Here is a 22,484-nt window from a genome sequence, read left to right on the forward strand (position 1 = left end):
AGCTGTGTGCGGCGGCGCTCGTGATTACGCTCAGACGAAAAAAGCCCGCTGCCGGGAGGAGGTGGCAGCGGGCTCGATTTCGAATGTGGCGCGGGAGGAGGTGCACCCCATTCAGCGTCGGCATCGCATCTGGGAGGAGTAGATGGCCGACAACCAAAACCTACGAGTTGCCCAATGATTCGGCAACACTGAATTGTGCATAGCTGCTGTGCAGATTTGCCATGCCAATTATCATACAAATATGGGAACGCGGTTTGCCCAGGCCGCCCGGTCTCACTGGACCGGCACGTTTTCCCTGAAAATCAGTCGCGGCTCGATGAATTTGCGCGTGAGGTAGGGCGCCGACGATGCGATCGAGCCGAGCAGCTGGATGACCGACTGTTCCGCGATCAGCCTGGCGTTCTGGTCGATGACGACGTCGGCGAGGTCGTCGACGAGATAGCCGCGCGTTTCCCTGGTCAGGTCGTGGCAGATGAACACCGGCTTGCGGTTGGGCCTGGCTTCGCGGATCGCCTTGGCAATGCCGGAGCGCCCGGCGCCGACGCAATAGATGCCGAGCAGTTCCGGTTCGTTGCGCAACGCCTTCATGGTCTCCGCATAGCTGGCGTCAGGCTCGTCATTGATCTCGACGGCACTGCTGACGGTGAGGTTGGGAAATTCCTCGCCAAGCACCGAGCGGAATCCCATCTCGCGCTCTTCATGGCCGCGATAGGAGCGCGAGCCGACCACCATCGCCAGCCGCCCCTCGCGGCCGCCGAGGAAGCGTCCCATCAAAAGGGCCGCCGTCCGTCCCGCCACGCGGTTGTCGATGCCGACATAGGCGGAGCGGCGCTGTCGGAATATCGGACACCAGCGTCACCAGGCGGATGCCGGCCTCGACCACGTCGCGCAGGATGTTGCGTGTCCTGGGATGGTCGACGGCGATGACACCGACGCCATTGGCCCGCAGCGACAGTTTTTCGACCGCCGTCTGCAGGGCATTGGGCGAGATGCCGGCTAGATTGTGGATCCGGCAGGACGCCACAAGCGGCAGGCGTGAGGCGTACTCCTCGATGTGCTTCGCCAGATCCTGCATGAAGGCGTTGGAGCCGATCGGCAGGAAGAATTCGAGGTTTGCGGGCTTCGAGGGCAGCGTTACCTGGTCGGCGACCGGCAGATAGCCGAGCTGCTTGGCGGCCTCCATGACACGTTGCCGGTTGGCCGCGCTCGCTCCGGGCCGATTGTTGAGCACCCTGTCGACCGTCGCGGTCGACAGCCCGCAATTCCTGGCGATGTCGGAGACGGTGGCCTTCATGCCGCGACCCTATGCGTCGATGCTCCCTCAGTGCCCCGGCTTGCCGTCGGCGAGGGCGTCGCGAATGTCCTTGTCCGACATGCCGGTGATGATGCGCTCGACTTCCGTCACGGTCGTCGTCTTCGGATCGATGTCGTCGGCGACCACCTTACCCCTGCGCATGACGACGATGCGGTCGACCACCTGGAAGACATGGTGGATGTTGTGCGCGATGAAGATGCAGGAATGGCCGGAATCACGCGCGTTGCGCACGAAGCTCAGCACCCCTTGCGTTTCGGCGACGCCGAGATTGTTGGTCGGCTCGTCGAGGATAATCAGGTCGCTGTCGAAATGCATGGCGCGCGCGATCGCCACCGCCTGGCGCTCGCCGCCGGAGAGCGAGCCGATCGGCGTCGTCGGCGGGATGTTCTTGGAGATGCCGACCTGCTTGAGCAGGTCGCGGGCGACCGTGTTCATCGCCTCCTGGTCCATGCGGTTGAGGAAGCGCGGCGGCTTGATCGGTTCACGCCCGAGAAACAGGTTGCGCGCGATCGACAATTGCGTGACCAGGGCGGAGTCCTGGTAGATGGTCTCGATGCCATGTGCGATGGCGTCGCTGGTGCTACGCAAGGTGACCTTCTTGCCGCGAATGAAGATGTCGCCGCTGGTCAGCGGCACGGCGCCGGAGAGGACCTTGATCAACGTCGATTTGCCGGCGCCATTGTCGCCCAGCAGGCCGACGATCTCCCGCTCGTTGACATGGAAATTGGCATCCACCAGCGCCTGTACGCGGCCATAGGACTTGCGGATGTTGTGCATGCGGATCAATGGCTCGGCCATGGTTCAAGTCCCCGCCTGGTGCCGGCGTTCCAGCCATGAATGCAACGCCATCATGCCAAGGATGATGGCGCCGATGAAGATGTTGTAGGCAAGCCCGGGCACGCCGATCAGCACGATGCCGTTGCGCATCACGCGCAGGATCAGGATGCCGAGCACGGTGCCGATGATGGTGCCGCGCCCGCCGGTCAGCGCCGTGCCGCCGATCACCACCATGGCGATCACCTCGAGCTCGTAACCGGTGCCGCTGTTGGGGTTGGCGGCGGATGTGCGCAGCGAGGAGATGACGCCGGCAAGCGAGGCCATGACCGACGACAGCACGAACAGGCCGACCTTGACGCGGTTGACGTTGACACCGCGGGCGCGCGCCGCGTTGGGATTGCCGCCGGCCGCCTGGATCCAGTTGCCGGTCCGGCTTTGCGTCAGGACATAGCCGAGCGCGATCGCCGCGGCGATGAACCAGAACAGCGACATGTAGATGCGGAAGGGCCCGATGAAGAAGTCGCCGACCAGCGCCTCCGCCAGCCAGCTGCCCTCGGCGCTCCAGGTGCGCTGCGGAAATCCGTCGGTGATGAAAAGCGCACTGCCGCGCACCACCAACAGCATGCCGAGCGTCACCAGGAAGGAAGGGATCTTGAGCTGCGTGACGAACCAGCCATTGACCAGGCCGATCAAGGCCGCAACCAGCAGCGCGACGACGAAGCCCATTTCCAGCGAGGTGACGCCGGCATTGAACAGCGTCCACATCAGCACCGGCGAGAAGCCGAACAGGGACCCAACCGAAAGGTCGAATTCGCCCGACGTCATCAGCAGCGTCATCGCCAGTGCGATCAGGCCGAGTTCGACGGTGAAGGCCAGCGTGTTGGAGATGTTCTGCGGCGACAGGAAGTCGTGGTTGAAACCCCAGAAAACGGCGATCTCGGCGATGAGCAGCACGAACGGTCCGAATTCCGGTCGCGCGATCAGGCGTTGGATGAGCGAATGATTTTCCACTGGGAACCCGCGACATGGTTGGAGCGGGCCGCACTCTCCACCGCATCGGGCGGACATGTCGCGGCGCAGGGAGATGTTTGGCGCCACGCCGAAATGCGCGGCGCCAGGGATCGCGGATTACTTGCCGGACAGGATCTTGTCGTAGACCGCCGCGGTGTCCTTCTCGTAGAGCGCGCCGGTGATGACGTTGAAGCCCGGAGGAATGCCGCTGGCCGCCATGTTGGCGAGCGACAGCGCGACATAGCTGGTCGCCTGTGGATCCTGCCACTGGCCGGCGTTGACATAGCCGTTCAGCACTTCCTGGGTGGTGTCGAGCGAGTTGCCCCAGCCGACGACCGGGATTTCGCCCGGCTTGACGCCGACCTGGTCGAAGACGCGCTTGATCGAACCGGTGACGAGGTCGCCGAGGCCGATGATGGCGTTGACCTTGCCCTTGTGGGCGGTGAGGTAGTCGACCATGCGGTTGATCACCTCGGCCTGGTCGAGCGTCGCCTCGGTCACCTCATAGGTGATGCCGAGCGGTCCAAAGACGCTCTTGATGCCTTCCTCTTCCTGCACGCCGTAGGTGGCGCCGGGGATTTCGACCGGCATCCAGACGAAATCGCCCTTCTTCACCAGGCCCTTGTCGACCAGATACTGCGCCCAGTGCTTGCCGAAGGTGACGTTGTCGCCGCCGACATAGGCGTTGAAATTGGCCTTGGGATCGGGCGTGTTGAAGTTGATGATCGGGATGTTGGCCGCGCGCGCTTCCTTGACGATCTCGACAAGGCTGCCCGGATCGGGGCTGGTGGTGACGATGCCGTCGGCCTTGGCGGAGAGGGCGGCGCGAACCGCTTCCTGCTGCGAGGCGACGTCGCCATTGTGGAACGAGGTGTTGACGGTGTTGCCGGTGTCCTTGGCCCATTGCTTGGCGCCGGCAAGGAAGTAGGTCCAGACCGGGTCGGCCGGCCCGCCATGTGAGATCCAGTAGAACGTCTTGGCCTGCGCGGCTGCCGGAATGACGGTCAGCGCGATAAGCAGGCCATAGAGCACAAGTCTCAGTCTTGTCAGCATTTGATTTCCTCCCGGTTGAAGATGATCCGTCCCTTGTTCCGGCTTCGGCCGGACCCGCGTCTTTTGCCAGCGCCGCTCGGAGCCTCAAGAGCATCCCCTTTTTCGATGAATGGCAAGCCTCCATCTGCAGATGTAGTTGGCGCCTGACGCGACGCCATCAACGACCCCATCAGATCGCATCAGTTGGGATGATTTTTCCCGGGCGGTCGGATGATTGTCGCCGAGGCTCAGCCCGGCGGACTGTCCCTATCATGTTTGGGCGGTCACCTGGGGCGAAAGCCCCCGAAGAACCGCTTAGAGCAGGTGCGATCCCTATGCATTCGGCAGTTAGCTGGGCAGCATGGGGCAGTTGGCGCCACGGCGGAGGCTGATATGCGCCACGTCGCCCGCGCTGAACTGAACGCCCTCGGCCTGGCGCGGCGCGTCGATGACGACGGGCATGCCTTGCCCCAATTCGGCATGCAGGCGCAACGTGCGGCCATGGAAGACGATGCTGTTGACCCGCGCCGGCGCCGTGCCGGGCGCGGCCTCGGCGGCCGCCAGCAGATCCTCGGGGCGCACGCCTATGGTGCGGACCTCGCCCTCCTGGGGCTGATCGGCGGTATCGGGAACAGCTTCCAGCGGCAGGGCGCCGGCGGTGAACCTCAGGCGCTCGCCATCGCGGCCGACAAAGCGCGACTGCAGCAGGTTCATGGTGCCGATGAAACTTGCCACGAACTTCGTCGCGGGCCGGTCGTAAAGCGTCGCCGGCGGCGCGATCTGCTCGATGCCGCCCTTGTTCATGACAACGATGCGGTCGGAGATCGACAGCGCCTCGGTCTGGTCGTGGGTGACCATGACGAAGGTGGTGCCAAGCCGCGACTGCAGCCGCTTCAGTTCGACCTGCATCTGTTCGCGCAGATGTGCGTCGAGCGCCGACAGCGGCTCGTCGAGCAAGAGCACGCGCGGCTCGCAGACGATGGCACGCGCAAGCGCGACGCGCTGGCGCTGGCCGCCCGACAATTCGGAGACGCGGGCGCGCAGCTTGTCGGCAAGGCCGACCATGTCGAGAGCCTCGGCGACGCGCCTTGCCTGTTCGCCGCCGGTCAGCTTGCGCAGCGACAGGCCGAAGCCGACATTTTCGGCAACGTTCATATGGGGAAACAGGGCATAGTCCTGGAACACGGTGTTGACCGGCCGGTCGAAGGGCCGGAGCGCGGTGATGTCGCGGCCGTCGAGCAGCACCTCGCCGCTCGACGGGCTTTCGAAGCCGGCGATGACGCGCAGGCTGGTGGTCTTGCCGCAACCGGACGGTCCCAGAAGGGTCAGGAATTCGCCGCCGACGATGTCGAGATCGACGGCATCGAGCCCGACGATGCCGCCCGGAAATACTTTCGACACCGCCCGCAGCCGCACGAGGGGATCAAGCGCCATCGCGAACCTCGGAGGGTTTGGTCGTGTTGACCCAGAGGATCTGGCACTGCTCCGCGCCGGGATTGCGGAAGGCGTGCAAAAGCGTGCTCTTGAAGGCAAAACTGTCGCCGCTCTTCAGCCCGTATTTCGTCGAATCCACCACCAGTTCGACCTCGCCCGAAAGCACGAAGCCGAACTCGTGGCCGGCATGCGCATAGGCTTCCGCCGTACCGCCGCCAGCCTCGACCGTCACCAGCATGCCTGTCAGCGTGGCGCCGGGCGGCGACAGCAGCGCCTTGGCGATGCCTTCCGACTTGACCGGGATCGACCTCCGCTTGTCGGCGCGCACGCAATAGAGATCGTTGACAGCGTCATTGCCGTCGGCGATCAGCGCCGACGGCTCGATGTCGAGGGCAGCCGCCAGCGGCCAGATCACCTTGACGCGCAGCGAGGACATGCCGCGCTCGATCTGACTAAGGGCGCCGATCGATATGCCGGCTTTTGCCGAGAGATCCGCCAGCGACAGACGGCGCTCCAGCCTGAGCGCCCGCACGCGCCGGCCGACGCGAATGTCGGCATCGTCCTTGGGTTCTTCGGCGGCTTCGTCCAGCATGTCCATGTGCACGTCCTCGTTGCGATATTTGCGGCTCGGGCCTGACTAAGGTCAGCTGCAAAATCGGGCCGAACCTTACCGCGACGTCAGCGCAGCCCCTCACCTGCCTGCCGGCATCCTCTCCCCGTATAGTGACGGGGCGAGGGGCACTGAGTCCCTCGTTTCGCCAATCGCCAACGCCGCAAGAAGCGAGCCGACATTGCGGCCAGCCCCTTCTCCCCGTCACTATACGGGGAGAAGTGCCCGGCAGGGCGATGAGGGGCGGCGCTGACTTCCGCAATTAACCCGACTCTGTCTCAGCTTACCCGCCAGCCTTCACCTTCTCGAACATCTTCGCCATATCGTCATTCTGTTTCATCGGGCCGGTGAAGATGGTGCTCTTCAGCATCACTTCCGGGTCGGAGGGCAGTTGCAGCTTCTCAAGCTCCTCCTTCGGCACGCCGGCGAAAGCGGTCGAGAGCGAGCTGCCATAGCCATAGGACTGGATCAGGAATTTGCCGGAGTCGGCATCCAGCCGGCTGTTCATGAAGTCATAGGCGAGATCGACATTCTTGGCGTCCTTCAGCATGACGAAGCCGCAGGCCCAGGTCAGCATGCCCTCCTTCGGCTTCATGAACTCGACCGGCACGCCCTGCTTCTTCAGCGACGTGGCCGATGCGTTCCAGGTCATGGCGGCGACCAGCTGGCCGCTGGCCAGCGCCTGCTCGACCGAGGTCATGTCGGTGGTGTAGCTCGACAGCAGCGGGCGCTGGTCGCGCAGTTTCGCCGCCACCTTGTCCATCTGCTCGGCCGTCATGTCGAACGGGTTTACGCCGGCCAGAAGCGCGGCGACGATCGGCGTGTCGTGCACCGCGTCGATGGTCGCCATGCGGCCGGCATATTTCTTGTCCCACAGAAGGTTCCAACTGGCTTCCGGGTTCTTCACCAGATCGGTGCGGTAGAGGATCGAGGTGTTGCCCCAGTCCCACGGCACCATCCAGACCTTGCCGTCGCCGGCCTGCAGATCTGGCAGGCTCTTGAACACCGGGAAGATCGAATCCCAGTTCTTGATGCGCTTGGTGTCGATCGGCTGCAGCAAGCCTTCCTTGTTCCAGCGCGCCACCTTGTCATAGCAGGGATGGGCGATATCAGGCCGGAAGCCAGCCTTGACCTTGGTAAAGGCGTCGTCGTCGTCACCGAAGATCGAAGCCTCGACGCCATCGGGGTGCGCGGCAAGGAAGCTTTTGTTGAAATCGGGCAGTTCGTAGCCCGACCAGGTGAAGTATTGCAGCTTCTCGGCGGCGAGCGCCACGGTCGATGACAGTGCGAGCGCTAGGGCCGCGAGGCCGGCCCTGGCCTTGTGTCCGGTTAGCGATTTCAGGTGGAATGCCATTTTCGTTCTCCTCTCTGTTTGTTTTGGTTCAGGTTGGATTGCGTCGCGTGGCGCCAAGCCCGCGATGGCGCAGGATCTCGGCGGTGCCGGCGATGATGAAGGAAACTGCCAGGATCGCCGTCCCCAAGGCCATGACGGTCGGCAGCGAGCGGGGGAAGCGCAGCTGGCTCCATATGTAGAGCGGCAGTGTCGGCTCGGTGCCAGCGAGGAAGAAGACGACGATGAACTCGTCGAACGAAATCAGGAAGGCGAGCATGAAGGCCGACAGCACGGCAGGCAGGCTGAGCGGCAGCATGACGCGCCGGAACGTCGTCCAGTCGGAAGCGCCAAGGTCGAGCGCCGCCTCGCGAACGGTCTTCGGGATGGCGGCGAAACGGCTGCGCATGACGACCACGGTGGTCGGCAACGCGACCAGTATATGGCCGAGCACGATGGCGACACGCGATGGCCCGAGGCCGACGAGGTTGACCAGGATCAGCAGCGATATGCCGACGATGACGCCGGGAATGAGGATCGGCAATCGCGCGATGGCGCTGATCGTGGCGGCCAGCGGCGAGCGGCCATAGAGATCCATGTAGGACACGGTGATGCCGCACAGCGTGGCGCCCGAGGCCGCGATGGCGCCGATGACGAGACTGTTGACGAGCGCACCCGACAGTGCCGGATTGCCATGGAGCGTGGCATACCATTGCAGCGTGAAGCCCTGCAGGGGAAACGCGGCCTGGATGGAATCGTTGAAGGAAAACAGCGGGATCAGCAGCACCGGCAGATAGAGGAAGACCAGATAGGCAAGCACATAGAGGCCGAGCCAGCGACCATCCCGTTTCATGCTGGCGCGCCCTGCGTTCATGTGCGGCTGCCAAACCGGCGGTCGGCGCCGCGCGCGACCAGCACCACGAGCAGGATCACCAGCATGACGCAGACCGAAAGCGCGGCGCCGAACGGCCAGTCATTGGCCTTGCCGAACTGCGACTGGATCAGCGAGCCGATCATGGTGCTGGCCGGGCCGCCGACCATGGCCGGTGTGACATAGTCGCCGACCGTCGGCACGAAGACGACGAGGGCAGCGGCCAGCACCCCTGGCATCGAATTCGGCAATACGACGCGACGGAACGCGGTAAAGGGTTTTGCGCCGAGATCGGAAGCGGCCTCGAGCAGGGATTTCGGGATCGTGTCCAGCGCCACGTAGATCGGCAGGATGGCGAACGGCGCATAGGCATGGGCGAGCGTGACGACGACTGCGGCCGGCGTGTTGAGGAAGGCCAGCGTCGGCTCGGACCAGATGCCGCTTTCGATCAGCGCCGAATTCAAGACACCGTTATAGGCGAGCACGATCTTCCAGGCGAAGACGCGCAGGAGATAGCTGGTCCAGAACGGCAGCGTCACCAGGAACAGCAGCAAACCGCGCTGGCGGCCGGCGTGGAAGGCCAGGTAGTCGGCGACGGGATAGGCAGTGACGACGGTTGCCACCGTCACCAGGCCAGCAATGATCAGCGAGCGCAATGTCACCGTCCAGTAGAGCGGATCGGTGGCCACGGTGAGGAAGTTTTCGCCGGTCAGCCCGACGCCGAGCAGCGAGCCGTCATTGCCGCGGAAAGCGAGAAACAGCACGAGGCCAAGCGCGAACAGGATCAGGAGGAAGGTGACCAGCGCGCCGGGCAGTAACATGGCAGCCCGGAAACCCGATGAAGACCGGGCCTCTGGCGTTCGGGCTGCAATGATGGCCGACATGACCTGCCTGAAAATTTGAAATCCAGTTAGATTTTTCATATTCGTGAAACTGTCAAGCCAATTTATGTTTGATGGCGAGGCGGCGACCGACGCGCGGCACCAAGCTCTAGACCGCTATCGATGGGATAGACCTTTGACCGAAATCCGGTGAAAGTGCCGCGCCGATCCGGCAAGCCGCATTTTTTCGATGATCAGAGGACCGCTGCCATGACCAATCCGACGCTTCTGCCCACCGAGGGCCTGTTTGTCGGCCGCGCCAGGAGCGGCGATGCCTCGCATCCCATGGTGGTCACGGTGCGCGACGGCACTGTCTTCGACATCACGTCGAGCGCTGCGCCGACGGTGCGTGACGTCTGCGAATTGGCCGATCCGGCCGGCCATGTGCGCTCGGCCAAGGGTACGTCGATAGGTTCGCTCGACGACATCGCGGCCAACAGTTTCGAAGCCACGCGCGACCGCGCAAAACCCTCTCTCCTTTCCCCGGTCGACCTGCAGGCGATCAAGGCATCGGGCGTCACCTTCGTCGTCAGCCTGCTCGAACGGGTGATCGAGGAACAGGCGCGCGGCTCGGCGGAAAAAGCCGACGCCATCCGCGCCGACATTGCCGGCCTGATCGGCCATGACCTGTCCAAGCTCAAGCCCGGTTCGCCCGAGGCGATGGAGATCAAGGCCAAGCTGATTTCACGCGGCGCCTGGTCGCAATATCTGGAAGTGGGCATCGGCCCGGATGCCGAGATCTTCACCAAGTGCCAGCCGATGGCCTCGGTCGGCTTCGGCGCCGATGTCGGGCTGCATCCGGTGTCGACCTGGAACAATCCGGAGCCGGAGATCGCCATGATCGCCGCCTCGAGCGGCAGGATCGTCGGCGCCACCATCGGCAACGACGTCAATCTGCGCGATGTCGAAGGGCGTTCGGCGCTGCTGCTCGGCAAGGCCAAGGACAACAATGCCTCGGCCTCGCTTGGCCCTTTCATCCGGCTGTTCGACGACACGTTCTCTATCACCGACGTGAAGCAGGCCGTCGTGCGCCTCAAGGTCGAGGGCGAGGACGGGTTTTCACTGGAGGGGGCGAGCTCGATGGCCGAGATCAGCCGCTCGCCGGAGGAACTGGTTGCCGCCGCCATGGGGCCGCATCACCAGTATCCGGACGGGCTGGCGCTCTATCTCGGCACGATGTTCGTGCCGTCGAAGGATCGCGGCGAAAAGGGCAAGGGGTTTACGCACAAGGTCGGCGACATCGTCACCATCTCGTCGGAGAAATTCGGCGCGCTGGTCAACCGCGTGCGGCTGTCGCCTGACTGCCCCCACTGGACTTACGGCGCCAGCCATCTGATGCGCGACCTCGCCAAAGCCGGCCTATTTTCTGCTTGATTTGTTCCCCTTATGTTCTATACTTCTCGACCGGATGCAACTTGCCCGATCGAGAGTAGTGATGAGTAGGCAACCTGCGTTGGGAACCGCCAAGAACGGCCAGATGTTTTACCGATGGGATGAGTCCGAGCGACATTTTGACGACCGGATATTCTTCGCCATACTGGCCGAGAGCGCTATCGCCGGCCCCCTGGCGTGCAAGGCTGTCGCCCTCGAGCGGGAACTGGGGTTGCAAGGCTGGCTTGTTCCGGAAGACCACATCCATATCTCGCTCGTCGGTCTCGGTGACCACGACGGGTTTCCTCAAAAGTTAGTCGAAATCGCCGGCCACATAGGCTCCATGGTGGTCGCAAAACCTTTCGAGGTTTCGTTCGATCGCCTGTCGGCTTTTGGCGGCGGTTCGCTTGTTCTGCGCGGTGGCAGTGGCAGCAATCCGGCATTGCAGGGGTTCTGGCGCAACCTTACCGCTCTGATTTCCGACAGCCCGTTAAAAGGCTTTCTCACAAAGTCCATTGAACCGCACGTCACGCTGCTTCGTGATGAAGCTGGTGTCCCAAAGATTCGCGAACGATCAATTGACCCAGTCAGGTGGTGGGTGCGGGATTTTGTGTTGATTCACAGTCTCATCGGCAAGGGAATTTATGAGGAGCGTGGACGCTGGCGATTGACCGGGCGGGACGATTCCCTGGCCGGTATGTGAGACACCGTCGTCACACGGCCACGCTATATCTATCGTCCTGACACGCCTTGTCAGCTGTCATCCGGGCAAAGCTGGCGGACCGGCAAGCGCTTCCCTACCTCGAATGCGTCTGAACAGGAGGAACACATGCCAATCGCGGAAATTGCCAAGGATTTCACCGAGCTGCTCCAGCATGGCGATCACGCCGGTGCTGGCGAGAAGTACAACGCCGACGATATCGTCAGCTACGAAGCCATGGAAGGACCAATGGCCGTGGCCCATGGCAAAGAGGCTCTCAAGCAAAAGGGCCAATGGTGGCAAGAAAACCACGAAGTCCACGGTGGCTCGGTCGAGGGCCCTTATGTCAACGGCGACCAGTTCGCCGTGCGCTTCAAGTTCGACGTCACGCCCAAGGCCACCGGCGAGCGGGTCACCATGGATGAAGTCGGCGTGTACACGGTCAAGAACGGCAAGATCACGGAAGAGCGTTTTTATTATTGAGCCGCGAATCTCACCGGCCGGGAGCCTGCTCTTTGGGCTCCATGTCGGCAAACCAAGCATGATGGCCGGGGCCATACCAGGCCATCATGCGGCGGCTCAAATCGTCTTTACATATTGGGCAAGCTGGTCGGCCACGGTCCCCCAGCCATCGAAGAAACCCATCTCTTCATGGCTGTTGCGGGTCGCCTCGTCGCGATGGATGGCGGTGGCGGTGTAGCGTGTGCCCTTGCCGTCCGGGTGCAGCGAAATGACCGCGGTGATGAAAGGCTCGCCCGAGGGCCGATAGCCGGGCAATAGCGCATCGGTCCACACCAGCCGCTCGTTCGGCACGATCTCCAGATAGCAGCAATGGCGGTCGTTGACCTCCTTGCCGTCGGGCGACTGCATGCGTGTCCGGAACAGCCCGCCCGGCCTCAGATCGATCTCGCAGTCGGTGATCAACCAGGGCTTCGGCGTAAACCATTGCTTGACATGCTCCGGTGTCGTCCAGGCTTTCCACAGCAATTCGCGCGGCGCATCGATGACGCGCTCCAGCATCAGGTCCAGTCTGAGATCGGCTTGAACGGATAGCTCATTTTTCCTGCTCCTTGAGGGTCATCACATAGGCGTCGAACTGGTCGAGGCGGCGCTCCCACAGCGCGCGCTGTTCGGCCAGCCAGCTTTCGGCAAGTTTCAACGGTTCAGGTGCAAGCTCGTAAGTTCTGACCCGGCCGGTCTTTTGCGACCGAACCAGCCCGCAGCCTTCGAGTATTTTGAGGTGGTCGATGAAGGAGGGCAGGGCCATCTCGAAAGGCTGCGCCAGTTCGCTGACCGAGGCGGGGCTCCTGTTCAGTCGCTCGACCACGCGCCGCCGGGTCGGGTCGGCAAGCGCGCGAAAAATGCCGTCGATCGGCGGGAGGCTTGGATTTGCGCTCTGGAGGCTCGTCATCGATCGGTCCTGGGTCATCGCCAAAAGTGATGAGCGATACTTAGGTAAATTCCTTAGTATTGGCAAGCGCAAATTTCGCGAGCTGCTGGCAAAGCGGCAAGGGCGGTTCTAGGTTGCGAAACGGATTCGACTGTCAGCCAAGGGAAGCACGTCTTGACGATCACCATGTACGGCATCACCAATTGCGACACGATCAAGAAGGCGCGCGTCTGGCTGGAGAGCCGTGACGTGCCCTATCGTTTCCATGACTATCGGGCCGAAGGGATCGAGGCGGGCAAGCTGAATGGCTGGGTCGGCGAGGTCGGCTGGGAAAAGCTGCTCAACAAAGGCAGCACGACGTTTCGCGAACTGCCGGAGGCGGACAAGCAAGGCCTCGACGAGAACAAGGCCAAGGCCCTGATGCTGGCCAAGCCGACGATGATCAAGCGTCCGGTGCTGGAGGTTGGGGACAGCGTCCTCGTCGGGTTCAAGCCGGATGTTTATGAGGGGGCGGTGGGAAAGTAGGGCACCCCCCCCCTACTTCGTCATCCTATGGCGAAGCAAGGAGCGAAGCGACGCGGCGCAGACCATAGGATCCATGCCGTGACTTACGAACGTTGCAACGGTGCGGGTTATTGCTCCGTTGCACCCTCCACGGAGGTCGCGGCACGGATCCTCGGGTCAGCCCGAGGATGACGAACGCGTAGTGGTCGATCGCTAATTGAGAATGCTTTCGCCTGCGGCTTTTGAAGCAGTTCACCGTTCTTCAGCCTTTTCCGCGCAGATACCCCGCCAGCGCCACGGCATTGTTATGCGCCTCGTCGTGCGCGCCGTAGAGCAGCGTTACCTTGCCGTCACCGTGCAGAGCGCGCAGTCGCGCCACCGCCGCTTCATTCCCATCCAGCTCGGCCCGATACCGCTCCTGAAACTCCGCCCAGCGTTCCGGCTCGTGCCCGAACCATTTGCGCAGTTCGTCGCTCGGCGCGATCTCCTTCAGCCAGAGCGCCAGCGCGGCGTCCACCTTGCTGACGCCGCGCGGCCATATCCGATCCACCAGCACCCGCTGTCCATCGGCCTTGTCAGGAACTTCGTAGACGCGCTTGACCGCGATATCGAAGGCCACCTCCGCCGTCTAGTGCCCCTGGGCCCACTCGCCCTTGCGCATCACCGGCACGCGGCTGCCATCCTTGTTGACGCCGTCAATGTCGATCTTGTCCGACCCGATCATCCAGTCGATGTGGATGAAGCTCTTGTTGCCGCCGCGCTGGGCGATCTCGTCCTGGCTGAGCGAAGCGCCGTCGACGAAGCATTTCGAATAGCACTGGCCGAGCGCGATGTGGCAGGCGGCGTTCTCGTCGAACAGCGTGTTGAAGAACAACAGGCCGCTGGCCGAGATCGGCGAGGAATGCGGCACCAGCGCCACTTCGCCGAGGCGGCGCGCGCCTTCGTCGGTGTCGAGCACTTTCTTCAGCACGTCCTCGCCCTTCGAGGCCTTGGCCTCGACGATCCGCCCGCCCTCGAAGCGCACCGAGATGTCGTCGATCAGCGTGCCCTGGTAGGACAGCGGCTTGGTCGAGGAGACATGGCCCTCGACGCGCCGCGCATGCGGCGTGGTGAAGACTTCCTCGGTCGGGATGTTGGGATTGCAGGTGATGCCGTTCTTGGCGGTCGAGGCGCCGCCCATCCATTCATGGCCATCCGCCAGCCCGACAGTCAGGTCGGTTCCCGGCCCGGTGAAATGCAGCGCATGGAAATTGTGGCCATTCAGCCATTCGGTGCGGCCGCGCAGAGCCGCATTGTGCGCCGTCCAGTTGCCGATCGGGTCCTCCACATCCACACGCGAGGCGGCGAAAATGGCGTCGGCGAGTTTCGCCACCGCAACGTCGTCGGCATCGCCGGGGAAAACCTGCCTGGCCCAGGCCAGATCCGGATAGGCGACGATGTTCCAGTTGATGTCGAAGCCGGTGATCTTTTCCAGCGCCGGCTGGTAGGCCATCGAATTGGCCTTGTTGGCGCGCGCCACCTTCGCCGGGTCCTGCGCCGACAACAGCGAGGGATCCTCGCCGCGCACCGCGAGCCGCGCCGCATTGTTGGAGAAGGCTTTCGCCATGCCTTCGTAGAGCCAGCCGGCGGCACGGTCGAAACCGGCGTCGACGCCGAAGCGGTAGCGCGCCAGCGTCATCTCGTCATCGTTGAAGATCGGCGTCACCAGCCCGGCGCCGGCCTTGTAGGCATGCTCGACGATCCGCCTGGTCAGCGGCAGGGCCGCGATCGACGAGGTCAGCACCAGATCCTGTCCAGGCTGCAATTGCAGCCCGACCTTGATGGCGACTTCCGCCAGCCTGTCGAGCTTCACCGGGTCGATCGTTGCGGAAACGCCGCGCGAATGTGTGGTCATGATCCTGCCTGTCGTCGTGGGATGTCTGATTGAACATAGACCGGTGCCGCGGTGCTTTCCACCGTGATCGCGCCGCCGGGATCGGCGGCCGCCGATCCGAACTGCGCCATCGTCGCCGCGATCTCTTCGCGGATCCAGTTCTTGAAGTCCCGCACCTTGCGGCTTTCGGCCTTGGTGGCGGACGTCACCAGCCAGTAGCCGAGCCCGCTCTGGGCGCGGATGCCGAACGGCGCCACCAGCCGCCCGTCGGCCAGCGCGTCGGCTGCCAGCAATTGCCAGCCCAGCATCACGCCATGGCCGGCGATCGCCGATTCCAGGCACAGCATCGGGTCGGTGAAGCGTGCGCCTTTCAGGAAGGCGACGGGTTGAACGCCGGCGGCCGCGAACCAGCTCTCCCAGTTCATCATCGCCCGCTCGTCGGTGATGGCGCAGGTCTGCGCAAGGTCCCCGATCGACTTCAGTTTTCGTGCGATGCCAGGCGCGCAGACCGGGAAGACTTCCTGCGCCAAAAGCAGCTCCGCCTTCCCGCCCGGCCATTTGCCGTCGCCAAGCCGGATGGCGATGTCGATGTCGGAATGATCGAGATTGGCCAGCCGCACCGAGGCGTCGATGCGCAACAGCACGTTGGGATGGCGGTCGAAATGCCGCGAAAGTCTGGGCAACAACCATTTCGAGGCAAAGGCCGGGGCCGCCGAAACCACCAATGTGCATTGCGTCGCCTCGTCGGCCAATGCCACGGCCTGCGCAAGCTCGCGAAAGCCAGCGCCAAGGCGGGCCGCGAACACGGCGCCGAATTCGGTCAGGATGAGACCGCTCGTCGTACGCTCGAACAGGGCCTGGCCGAGCTGCTTTTCGGTGCGGCTGATCTGCTGGCTGACGGCGCTGACGGAAACGTTGAGTTCGCTGGCGGCGGTCGCGAGCGAGCCGAGGCGGGCGACGGTTTCCACGGCGCGCAGGCCGTTGAGATGAACGCGGTTGAGCATGGCCATTTGAGATTTTCTAAACCCATCCGACCGAAATCTCAATTGAAAGACACGCCGAAACGGCGGACTTATCGACGGGAGCCAGACCCGCGGAGCCGGAAATGCTGAGGATGCTGTCGTCGCTGAAGGTCCTGTTCGCCGCCGCTTCGTCACATGAAACGCGCTGCGACATCGATACGCTGAGTTGGCTGACCGATCCGCTCGCGCATCCCGCGCTTGACGCGATGTCGGAGCGGGAGCTCGGCGATGTACCGTTCCGGCTGACGGCGCGCCGGACAATGCATGAGACCGTTTCGCTGAACGCCGGTTTCGGCGGGCGCTGCTGAACCGCGGTCCCGGTACTGGCCCAACATAAGGCGGATTGTTTCATCTGCCAGCACATTTATCGTGCACTGCAATGACATCGGCCCCATCGACAGCGCTTCGCTACGCCTTCGCCGGCATGATCGCCATGGCCGTCGCCATGGGCATCGGCCGCTTCGTCTACACGCCGATCCTGCCCGGCATGATGGAGGAACTGCATCTGTCGCCGGCCGATGCCGGCTGGATCGCCTCAGCCAACTATCTCGGCTACCTCGTCGGCGCGTTGGTCGCGGCGGGCAACTGGGCGCATGGACGCGAGCGTTCGCTGATGCTGGCCGCCCTCGGCGCCAACGCCGTGTTGGCCGTGCTGATGGGGCTGACCGACGCCATGGCCGCCTTTCTCGCCATCCGTTTTCTCGCCGGCCTGGCGAGTGCCTTCGTCATGGTGTTCATGGCCAGCATCGTTTTCAGCCACATCGCAGCGGCCGGGCGCGGCGACCTGCAGGCCTGGCATTTCGGCGGCGTCGGCCTCGGCATCGCGATATCGGCGGCGATGATGGCGGCGCTGGTCACCGAGCATGCCGGCTGGGAGCAGGGCTGGCTGTGGTCGGGTGCGATTTCGGCTTGCGGCTTCGTCGCCGTCGCACTGCTGGCAAATGAGGGTCCGCTCACCGGTGGCGCAGTCCTCCGTGAACCGGCGCTGCCGAAAGACCGGTCGCTGATCAAGGTGATCGTCGCCTATGGCCTTTTCGGTTTCGGCTATGTGGTGACGGCGACCTTCCTCGTCGCCATCGTCCGGCAGGGCGGCGGCAGCCGTGTCTTCGAGGCGGTGGTGTGGATGGTTGCCGGCCTTGCCGGTTTCCCTTCAGTCTGGTTGTGGCAGAAGATGGCGGAGCGGATCGGGCTCTATGCCACCTATGCCTTGGGATGTTTCGTCGAAGTTGTCGGCGTGACCGCGAGCGTGGCCGCCGGCGGGCGCACGGGACCACTGCTTGGCGGCATACTCCTCGGCGGCACCTTCATTGCCATCACGGCGCTTGGCCTGCAGGCAGCCCGACAGCAGGCGCCAGCGTCACCCCGGCGCGTCTTTGCCCTGATGACCGCCTCTTTCGGTCTTGGCCAGATCATCGGCCCGATCGCGGCCGGGTTGCTGGCCCAGGCATCGGGCGATTTCTTCCTCGCCTCCATCGTCGCCGCGGCCGTGCTGGTCGTCTCCGGCGCCGTCACATGGTCGGCCGCGCCAAAATCGCCATGATTTGTGGTCTTGCTCTGCACCCGGCGTCGGGCAGGGCATTTTCTTTCCTCCTAATGTGTGACCTTATGCCCGCCGAACCCACCTGATTTGCCCATAGATCGAGGAATTCGCCACAGTGTTCGTATCCTTCTTCCCGCAGCCGAAGCTCTTCTTCTCTTCGGTCGCCATCTGGAGCCTTGCGGCGGTCCTGTTTTGGTTCTTTGGTGGCGAGCAAATCGGAGCCTTCGTAGGCCTCCCACCCGATGCTTCTGATGTGGCAAAGATCGTTGGCGTGTCAGTCTTCTGGTCTAAGCCGTTTCTTTGGTTCTACATATATTTCGGCGCTGTTGTCTTAATTTTCTATGGTTTTTGGGCTTGGTATCGGCCCCATCCTTGGCAAAATTGGTCAATTCTTGGATCATCCTTGATCCTGTTTGTTATCTATTACCAGGTTCAGGTAAGTGTCGCTTTCAACGATTGGTATGGACCGTTTTACGATTTGATCCAGAAAGCGCTTGGCACGCCATTTTCTACCACCCCATGGGATTTTTACTCTCAGCTTCTCACGATTACCTGGATAGCGCTCTTAGCTGTGACCGTGGGGGTCCTCAATAGGTTCTTCGTTAGCCATTGGATCTTCCGCTGGCGTACAGCGATGAACAATTATTACATGGCCAACTGGGACAGGTTGCGTCATATCGAGGGTGCGTCGCAGCGCGTCCAGGATGATACGATGCGGTTTTCCAATATGATGGAGGGCCTCGGAGTCAGCTTGGTAAGCTCGATCATGACGCTGATCGCATTCCTGCCGCTTCTGATGCACTTTTCTGCAGTTGTCACGGAGCTTCCCATCGTGGGTGAGGTGCCGCACTCACTTGTGGTTGTTGCCATCCTCTGGTCGATCTTCGGGACCACTTTCCTTTGGCTGGTTGGAATCAAGTTGCCGGGGCTTGAGTTTCGGAATCAGAGGGTGGAAGCTGCCTACCGTAAAGAACTTGTTTATGGCGAAGATGACGAAAATCGAGCCCAGCCGCAAACTGTCAGAGAGTTGTTCGATAACGTTCGAAAAAATTATTTCAGGTTATACTTTCACTACGTCTATTTTAACGTCGCAAGAATTTTCTATCTGCAGATAGACAACATATTTCCTTACATAGTTCTTGTGCCTACAATGGTAGCAGGAAAAATAAAACTAGGAGCGCTTAATCAGATTCTTAATTCGTTCGATCAAGTGCGCTCTTCGTTCCAGTATCTAGTCAATTCCTGGAGTGACATTGTCGTGTTGACGTCTATCTACAAACGTCTGCGCGCTTTTGAGGCGACTTTGGACGGCGAACCACTTCCGGGTATCGATCGCCGCTTCATCGAACGCCAAGCTCGTCAGCCTGATCCTGCTTGACACGAACGGAAAGCACCGTGCGCGGCTCAGCCGCCCACGACTTTCTGGCCGCCATCCCGTCGCGAAACATAGTCGCGAAAACTGATGCATTCGACATCTGCCTTGACGCAGACCTCGCCGGCAAAGCGTTCCAGCGCGTTCCAGTAGGCGCCGTCATTCATCAGCGTGAAGTGGAAGCCGAGTTCCAGCGGAACGCGCTTACCCTGATATTGCGCGTCGAAGGCGGCGCGGAACGCCTGGTAGGTCCGGTCGGCGAACTCGCCGGCCTTGCTCGGCCGCTCGAAGCCGCCGGAATGGCGGACATAGAGATTGTAATCCATGGCGATCACCGGCCGCGATTTCGGCCCTTCCGGAATCTGCGGCAGGGAGAATCTGGTGATGCCGCCGACGGTCTGCGGCAGGGCAGGACCCTTTGAGACGCCGCTGGCGTCGAACTGATAGCCGGCCGCCGGCAGCGCCTCGTAAAGCGCCTTGCTTGCCGACAGATACGGCGCCCGGAAACCGACCACCGCATGCCGCGCGAAATCGCGCCAGCCCTCGGGTTCGGGCGCAATGCCGTTGATGGCGTAGGCGTTTTCGAGAATGTGCTCGAAGGAGCCGAACTCTTTCAGCCAGTCGGCCTTGCTCCAGCCCTTGCCGTCGAAATGACCGCAGGCATGGCTGGCGATGTCGTGGCCTTCGGATGCGGCAAGCCCGATCTGCTCGAGCCGGTCCGCCACCTCCTGTCTGGATGCGGCAAAGCCGATGTTGGATTTGCCCGCTGCCTTGCCAGGTGCGGTGTATTGGCCGCGTGTCTCGGGCGAAAGCAGGAAGACACAGGACAGAAAATAGGTGAAATGCGCCCCGGTGCGCTGGGCCAGCGCTCGGCTGCGCTTCCACTGCGGGATGTCGCGCGCGCTGTCGAAGGAGATGATGACGACCTGTTTCGGCCTTGTCGGTGCTGGTGGCGCGGGCGGATCGGCCAGGGCCGCGCCGGCGGTGGCGAGCGAGGCAAGCGAGAACGCGACAACGCGGGACAAACAAGGCATCGGCAAATTTACAGGCTCCGGGTGGTGAGCAAGCCGGCTATCGCGCAAATGTGGCGCGGGTGCGGTTGGGGTTTTCGTGGGTTTGTCCAGGGGGACAAGCATCCGTTTGCCCCAGGAACAAACTTCCGTTTGCCCCAGGAATAGCCGATTTTCCGGTTGAACCCCTTCCATGACGACAAAATTTCGCTAAAACGCGGGCTCATGAACCGCCCCGGCCCGGGCAGGAATGGTTTTGATTGATGTCCGACGACAGTTTTATCCGCGAAGTCAATGACGAGATCCGCCGCGAGCAGGCGCAGAAGCTGTGGGACCGTTTCGGTCCGGCCTTGATTGTCATCGCAGCCCTGGTGGTGCTCGGCACCGCCGCCTTCGTCGGCTATCGCTATTGGGACGAGACGCGCGCCAACCGCTCCGGCGATGCCTTCTCCCAGGCGCTGAAGCTTGCCAATGACGGCAAGAACGATGAAGCGCTGGCCGCGCTCGATCAGCTGGAAAAGGATGGCTACGGCGCCTATCCGCTGCTCGCCCGCATGCGCGCCGCGACGGTGAAGGCCAACAAGGGCGACGTCGATGCCGCCGTCAAGGATTTCGACGATGTCGCCGCCGACACCGCCATTCCGCAGGGCCTGCGCGACATGGCGCGGCTGAGGGCGGGGCTCCTGCTCGTCGATCACGGCTCCTTCGCCGACGTGTCGAGCCGCGTCGAGGCGCTGACCTCGGACACCAACACGCTGCGCCACACCGCGCGCGAGGCGCTCGGCCTTGCCGCCTGGAAGGAAGGCAAGACCCAGGACGCGCTGAAGCTGTTCGACCAGATCGCTTCCGATGACGGCGCGCCGCGCAACACGCGCGAGCGGGCGACCTTGATGTCCGAACTGATCCGCGGGTCGGGCAGTGCGTCATGACCCCTTACCCAAAGCGCGCAGCGGTTTGGGACCACGACATGCACGGAAGATGTAGGGTGGGATGACCTTCAAAGTCGCCATCATCGGCAGACCTAACGTCGGCAAATCGACCCTTTTCAATCGGCTGGTGGGAAGGAAGCTGGCGCTTGTCGACGACACGCCGGGCGTCACCCGCGATCGTCGCGTCCATGCCGCCAAGCTTTACGATCTGCATTTCGATGTCATCGATACCGCCGGCTTCGAGGATGCCGGCGCTTCGACCCTTCCGGGCCGCATGCGCGCGCAGACCGAAATCGCCATCCGCGAGGCGGACCTGATCTTCTTCACCATCGACGCCAAATCCGGCCTGCTGCCGGACGACAGGACCTTTGCCGAAATCGTCCGCAAATCCGGCAAGCCGGTCGTTCTCGTCGCCAACAAGGCCGAGGCGAAGGGCGCGCAGGGCGGCATGCTGGAAGCCTGGGAACTTGGCCTTGGCGAGCCGATCCCGGTTTCGGCCGAGCACGGCCAGGGCATGCCCGATTTGCGCGACGCGGTGATCGCGGCACTTGGCGAGGAGCGCGCCTTCGGTGAAGACGAAGACGGCGAAGGCGAAGAGACCGCGGGCGAGGTGCTGATCGGCGAGGACATCGCCGATCCGGACGCCGAGCCCACCTATGACGACACCAAGCCGATGCGCATCGCCGTCGTCGGCCGGCCGAACGCCGGCAAGTCGACGCTGATCAATGCGCTGATCGGCGAGGAGCGGCTGCTGACCGGACCGGAAGCCGGCATCACCCGCGATTCCATCTCCGTCGACTGGGACTGGCGCGGCCGCCGCATAAAACTGTTCGATACGGCCGGCATGCGCCGCAAGGCCAGGATCCACGAAAAGCTGGAAGTAATGTCGGTGCAGGATGGCTTGCGCGCCATCCGCTTCGCCGAGATCGTCATTATCGTGCTCGACGCCACCATTCCCTTCGAGAAGCAGGATCTGCAGATTGCCGATCTGATCATCCGCGAGGGCCGGGCGCCGGTGATCGCCTTCAACAAATGGGACCTGATCGACAATCCGCAGGAACTGCTTGCGGAATTGCGCGAGAAGACCGAGCGGCTGCTGCCGCAGGTGCGCGGCATCCAGGCCGTGCCTGTCTCAGCGGAGACCGGACGCGGGCTCGACAAGCTAATGGATGCCGTGCTGAAGACGCACAAGGTGTGGAACAGCCGCGTCTCGACCGGCAAGCTCAACCGCTGGCTCGAGGCCATCCTGACACATCACCCACCGCCCGCTGTCGCCGGGCGCCGGCTGAAGGTCAAATACGTCACCCAGGCCAAGACCCGGCCGCCGGGTTTCGTGGTTCAGTGTTCGCGGCCGGATGCGATGCCGCAATCCTATGTCCGCTATCTCTCCAACAGCCTGCGCGAGGCCTTCGACATGCCGGGCGTGCCGATCCGCATTGCGCTGAGGACTTCCGATAATCCGTTCGCGGGCCGCGCCAAGAAGCGCTGACCTGTTGCTTGTCGCAACGCCGG

25 protein-coding genes are annotated in these 22,484 nt (G+C 62.8%); 9 read left to right on the forward strand and 16 right to left on the reverse strand.

The window, feature by feature from the left end:
* Positions 1 to 273 precede the first annotated feature (273 nt).
* The 10 genes from FJ948_RS30585 to FJ948_RS15255 form a co-directional block, all read right to left on the reverse strand.
* The gene (locus tag FJ948_RS30585; RefSeq protein WP_246677525.1) at positions 274 to 798 is read right to left on the reverse strand and encodes a substrate-binding domain-containing protein; all 525 of its coding nucleotides are present in this window, start codon (positions 796 to 798) and stop codon (positions 274 to 276) included.
* Entirely contained in the window at positions 698 to 1,294 is a 597-nt protein-coding gene (locus FJ948_RS30590; protein WP_246677526.1) for a LacI family DNA-binding transcriptional regulator, read from the reverse strand. Before FJ948_RS30590 ends, FJ948_RS30585 begins: the two co-directional genes overlap by 101 nt.
* Before the next feature lie 27 nt (positions 1,295 to 1,321).
* Positions 1,322 to 2,113: an ATP-binding cassette domain-containing protein gene (locus FJ948_RS15215; RefSeq protein WP_140705707.1), complete on the reverse strand. Its 792-nt coding sequence runs from the start codon at positions 2,111 to 2,113 to the stop codon at positions 1,322 to 1,324.
* 3 nt (positions 2,114 to 2,116) lie between these two features.
* The gene (locus tag FJ948_RS15220) at positions 2,117 to 3,103 is read right to left on the reverse strand and encodes an ABC transporter permease (protein ID WP_140705708.1); all 987 of its coding nucleotides are present in this window, start codon (positions 3,101 to 3,103) and stop codon (positions 2,117 to 2,119) included.
* Positions 3,104 to 3,220: 117 nt separating this feature from the next.
* Complete coding sequence (locus FJ948_RS15225) at positions 3,221 to 4,156, reverse strand: substrate-binding domain-containing protein (RefSeq protein ID WP_140705709.1); 936 nt, start codon at positions 4,154 to 4,156, stop codon at positions 3,221 to 3,223.
* Between the two features lie 327 nt (positions 4,157 to 4,483).
* Entirely contained in the window at positions 4,484 to 5,569 is a 1,086-nt protein-coding gene (locus FJ948_RS15230; protein WP_140705710.1) for an ABC transporter ATP-binding protein, read from the reverse strand.
* Positions 5,559 to 6,167: a cupin domain-containing protein gene (locus FJ948_RS15235; RefSeq protein ID WP_140705711.1), complete on the reverse strand. Its 609-nt coding sequence runs from the start codon at positions 6,165 to 6,167 to the stop codon at positions 5,559 to 5,561. Before FJ948_RS15235 ends, FJ948_RS15230 begins: the two co-directional genes overlap by 11 nt.
* A 295-nt stretch (positions 6,168 to 6,462) precedes the next feature.
* Positions 6,463 to 7,533: an ABC transporter substrate-binding protein gene (locus FJ948_RS15245; RefSeq protein WP_140705713.1), complete on the reverse strand. Its 1,071-nt coding sequence runs from the start codon at positions 7,531 to 7,533 to the stop codon at positions 6,463 to 6,465.
* 28 nt (positions 7,534 to 7,561) lie between these two features.
* Positions 7,562 to 8,362, reverse strand: coding sequence for an ABC transporter permease (locus tag FJ948_RS15250; RefSeq protein ID WP_140705714.1), 801 nt, complete (start codon positions 8,360 to 8,362; stop codon positions 7,562 to 7,564).
* 17 nt (positions 8,363 to 8,379) lie between these two features.
* Positions 8,380 to 9,264, reverse strand: coding sequence for an ABC transporter permease (locus tag FJ948_RS15255; protein WP_140705715.1), 885 nt, complete (start codon positions 9,262 to 9,264; stop codon positions 8,380 to 8,382).
* A 207-nt stretch (positions 9,265 to 9,471) separates the two neighbouring features.
* Here FJ948_RS15255 and FJ948_RS15260 point away from each other — a divergent pair, with 207 nt between their 5' ends.
* From FJ948_RS15260 to FJ948_RS15270, 3 genes are all read left to right on the forward strand, one after another.
* On the forward strand, positions 9,472 to 10,635 hold the full coding sequence (locus tag FJ948_RS15260) for a fumarylacetoacetate hydrolase family protein (RefSeq protein ID WP_140705716.1): 1,164 nt from the start codon (positions 9,472 to 9,474) through the stop codon (positions 10,633 to 10,635).
* 79 nt (positions 10,636 to 10,714) lie between these two features.
* Entirely contained in the window at positions 10,715 to 11,335 is a 621-nt protein-coding gene (locus FJ948_RS15265) for a 2'-5' RNA ligase family protein (protein WP_246677527.1), read from the forward strand.
* Positions 11,336 to 11,461: 126 nt separating this feature from the next.
* On the forward strand, positions 11,462 to 11,815 hold the full coding sequence (locus FJ948_RS15270; protein ID WP_140705718.1) for a nuclear transport factor 2 family protein: 354 nt from the start codon (positions 11,462 to 11,464) through the stop codon (positions 11,813 to 11,815).
* 96 nt (positions 11,816 to 11,911) lie between these two features.
* Here the strand turns inward: FJ948_RS15270 and FJ948_RS15275 are convergent, their stop codons facing one another.
* Positions 11,912 to 12,352 carry an SRPBCC family protein gene (locus tag FJ948_RS15275; RefSeq protein ID WP_140705719.1) on the reverse strand — a complete coding sequence of 147 codons (441 nt, stop codon included), beginning with the start codon at positions 12,350 to 12,352 and terminating at the stop codon, positions 11,912 to 11,914.
* Between the two features lie 34 nt (positions 12,353 to 12,386).
* Positions 12,387 to 12,743, reverse strand: coding sequence for a metalloregulator ArsR/SmtB family transcription factor (locus FJ948_RS15280; RefSeq protein ID WP_140705720.1), 357 nt, complete (start codon positions 12,741 to 12,743; stop codon positions 12,387 to 12,389).
* Between the two features lie 153 nt (positions 12,744 to 12,896).
* On the opposite strand from FJ948_RS15280, the gene FJ948_RS15285 reads away from it, so the two are divergent.
* Entirely contained in the window at positions 12,897 to 13,247 is a 351-nt protein-coding gene (locus FJ948_RS15285; protein ID WP_140705722.1) for an ArsC family reductase, read from the forward strand.
* A gap of 241 nt (positions 13,248 to 13,488) precedes the next feature.
* On the opposite strand, the gene FJ948_RS15290 is transcribed toward FJ948_RS15285, so the two are convergent.
* From FJ948_RS15290 to FJ948_RS15300, 3 genes are read right to left on the reverse strand one after another with little or no spacing between them, the layout of a single operon-like run.
* Positions 13,489 to 13,845: a DUF488 domain-containing protein gene (locus FJ948_RS15290; RefSeq protein ID WP_140705723.1), complete on the reverse strand. Its 357-nt coding sequence runs from the start codon at positions 13,843 to 13,845 to the stop codon at positions 13,489 to 13,491.
* A gap of 9 nt (positions 13,846 to 13,854) precedes the next feature.
* Positions 13,855 to 15,120, reverse strand: coding sequence for an aminopeptidase (locus FJ948_RS15295; protein WP_140705724.1), 1,266 nt, complete (start codon positions 15,118 to 15,120; stop codon positions 13,855 to 13,857).
* Positions 15,117 to 16,109: a LysR substrate-binding domain-containing protein gene (locus FJ948_RS15300; protein WP_140705725.1), complete on the reverse strand. Its 993-nt coding sequence runs from the start codon at positions 16,107 to 16,109 to the stop codon at positions 15,117 to 15,119. Before FJ948_RS15300 ends, FJ948_RS15295 begins: the two co-directional genes overlap by 4 nt.
* 95 nt (positions 16,110 to 16,204) lie before the next feature.
* Here FJ948_RS15300 and FJ948_RS15305 point away from each other — a divergent pair, with 95 nt between their 5' ends.
* The 3 genes from FJ948_RS15305 to sbmA all read left to right on the forward strand — a co-directional run bounded on the left by FJ948_RS15305 (position 16,205) and on the right by sbmA (position 19,039).
* Positions 16,205 to 16,429: a propionyl-CoA synthetase gene (locus FJ948_RS15305; protein WP_140705726.1), complete on the forward strand. Its 225-nt coding sequence runs from the start codon at positions 16,205 to 16,207 to the stop codon at positions 16,427 to 16,429.
* A gap of 71 nt (positions 16,430 to 16,500) precedes the next feature.
* Positions 16,501 to 17,661 carry a YbfB/YjiJ family MFS transporter gene (locus FJ948_RS15310; protein WP_140705727.1) on the forward strand — a complete coding sequence of 387 codons (1,161 nt, stop codon included), beginning with the start codon at positions 16,501 to 16,503 and terminating at the stop codon, positions 17,659 to 17,661.
* Between the two features lie 115 nt (positions 17,662 to 17,776).
* Entirely contained in the window at positions 17,777 to 19,039 is a 1,263-nt protein-coding gene (sbmA, locus tag FJ948_RS15315) for a peptide antibiotic transporter SbmA (RefSeq protein WP_140705728.1), read from the forward strand.
* Positions 19,040 to 19,065: 26 nt separating this feature from the next.
* Here the strand turns inward: sbmA and FJ948_RS15320 are convergent, their stop codons facing one another.
* Positions 19,066 to 20,067: a polysaccharide deacetylase gene (locus tag FJ948_RS15320; protein ID WP_140705729.1), complete on the reverse strand. Its 1,002-nt coding sequence runs from the start codon at positions 20,065 to 20,067 to the stop codon at positions 19,066 to 19,068.
* Positions 20,068 to 20,306: 239 nt separating this feature from the next.
* Here FJ948_RS15320 and FJ948_RS15325 point away from each other — a divergent pair, with 239 nt between their 5' ends.
* A complete protein-coding gene (locus FJ948_RS15325; RefSeq protein WP_140705731.1) occupies positions 20,307 to 20,972 on the forward strand; it encodes a tetratricopeptide repeat protein in 666 nt (221 codons plus the stop codon).
* 61 nt (positions 20,973 to 21,033) lie between these two features.
* Positions 21,034 to 22,461: a ribosome biogenesis GTPase Der gene (gene der, locus FJ948_RS15330; protein WP_140705732.1), complete on the forward strand. Its 1,428-nt coding sequence runs from the start codon at positions 21,034 to 21,036 to the stop codon at positions 22,459 to 22,461.
* The last annotated feature ends 23 nt before the right edge of the window (positions 22,462 to 22,484 follow it).

Origin of the sequence: Mesorhizobium sp. B2-3-12 (assembly GCF_006442205.1) — a bacterium.
In the GTDB taxonomy this organism is placed as follows: Bacteria; Pseudomonadota; Alphaproteobacteria; order Rhizobiales; family Rhizobiaceae; genus Mesorhizobium.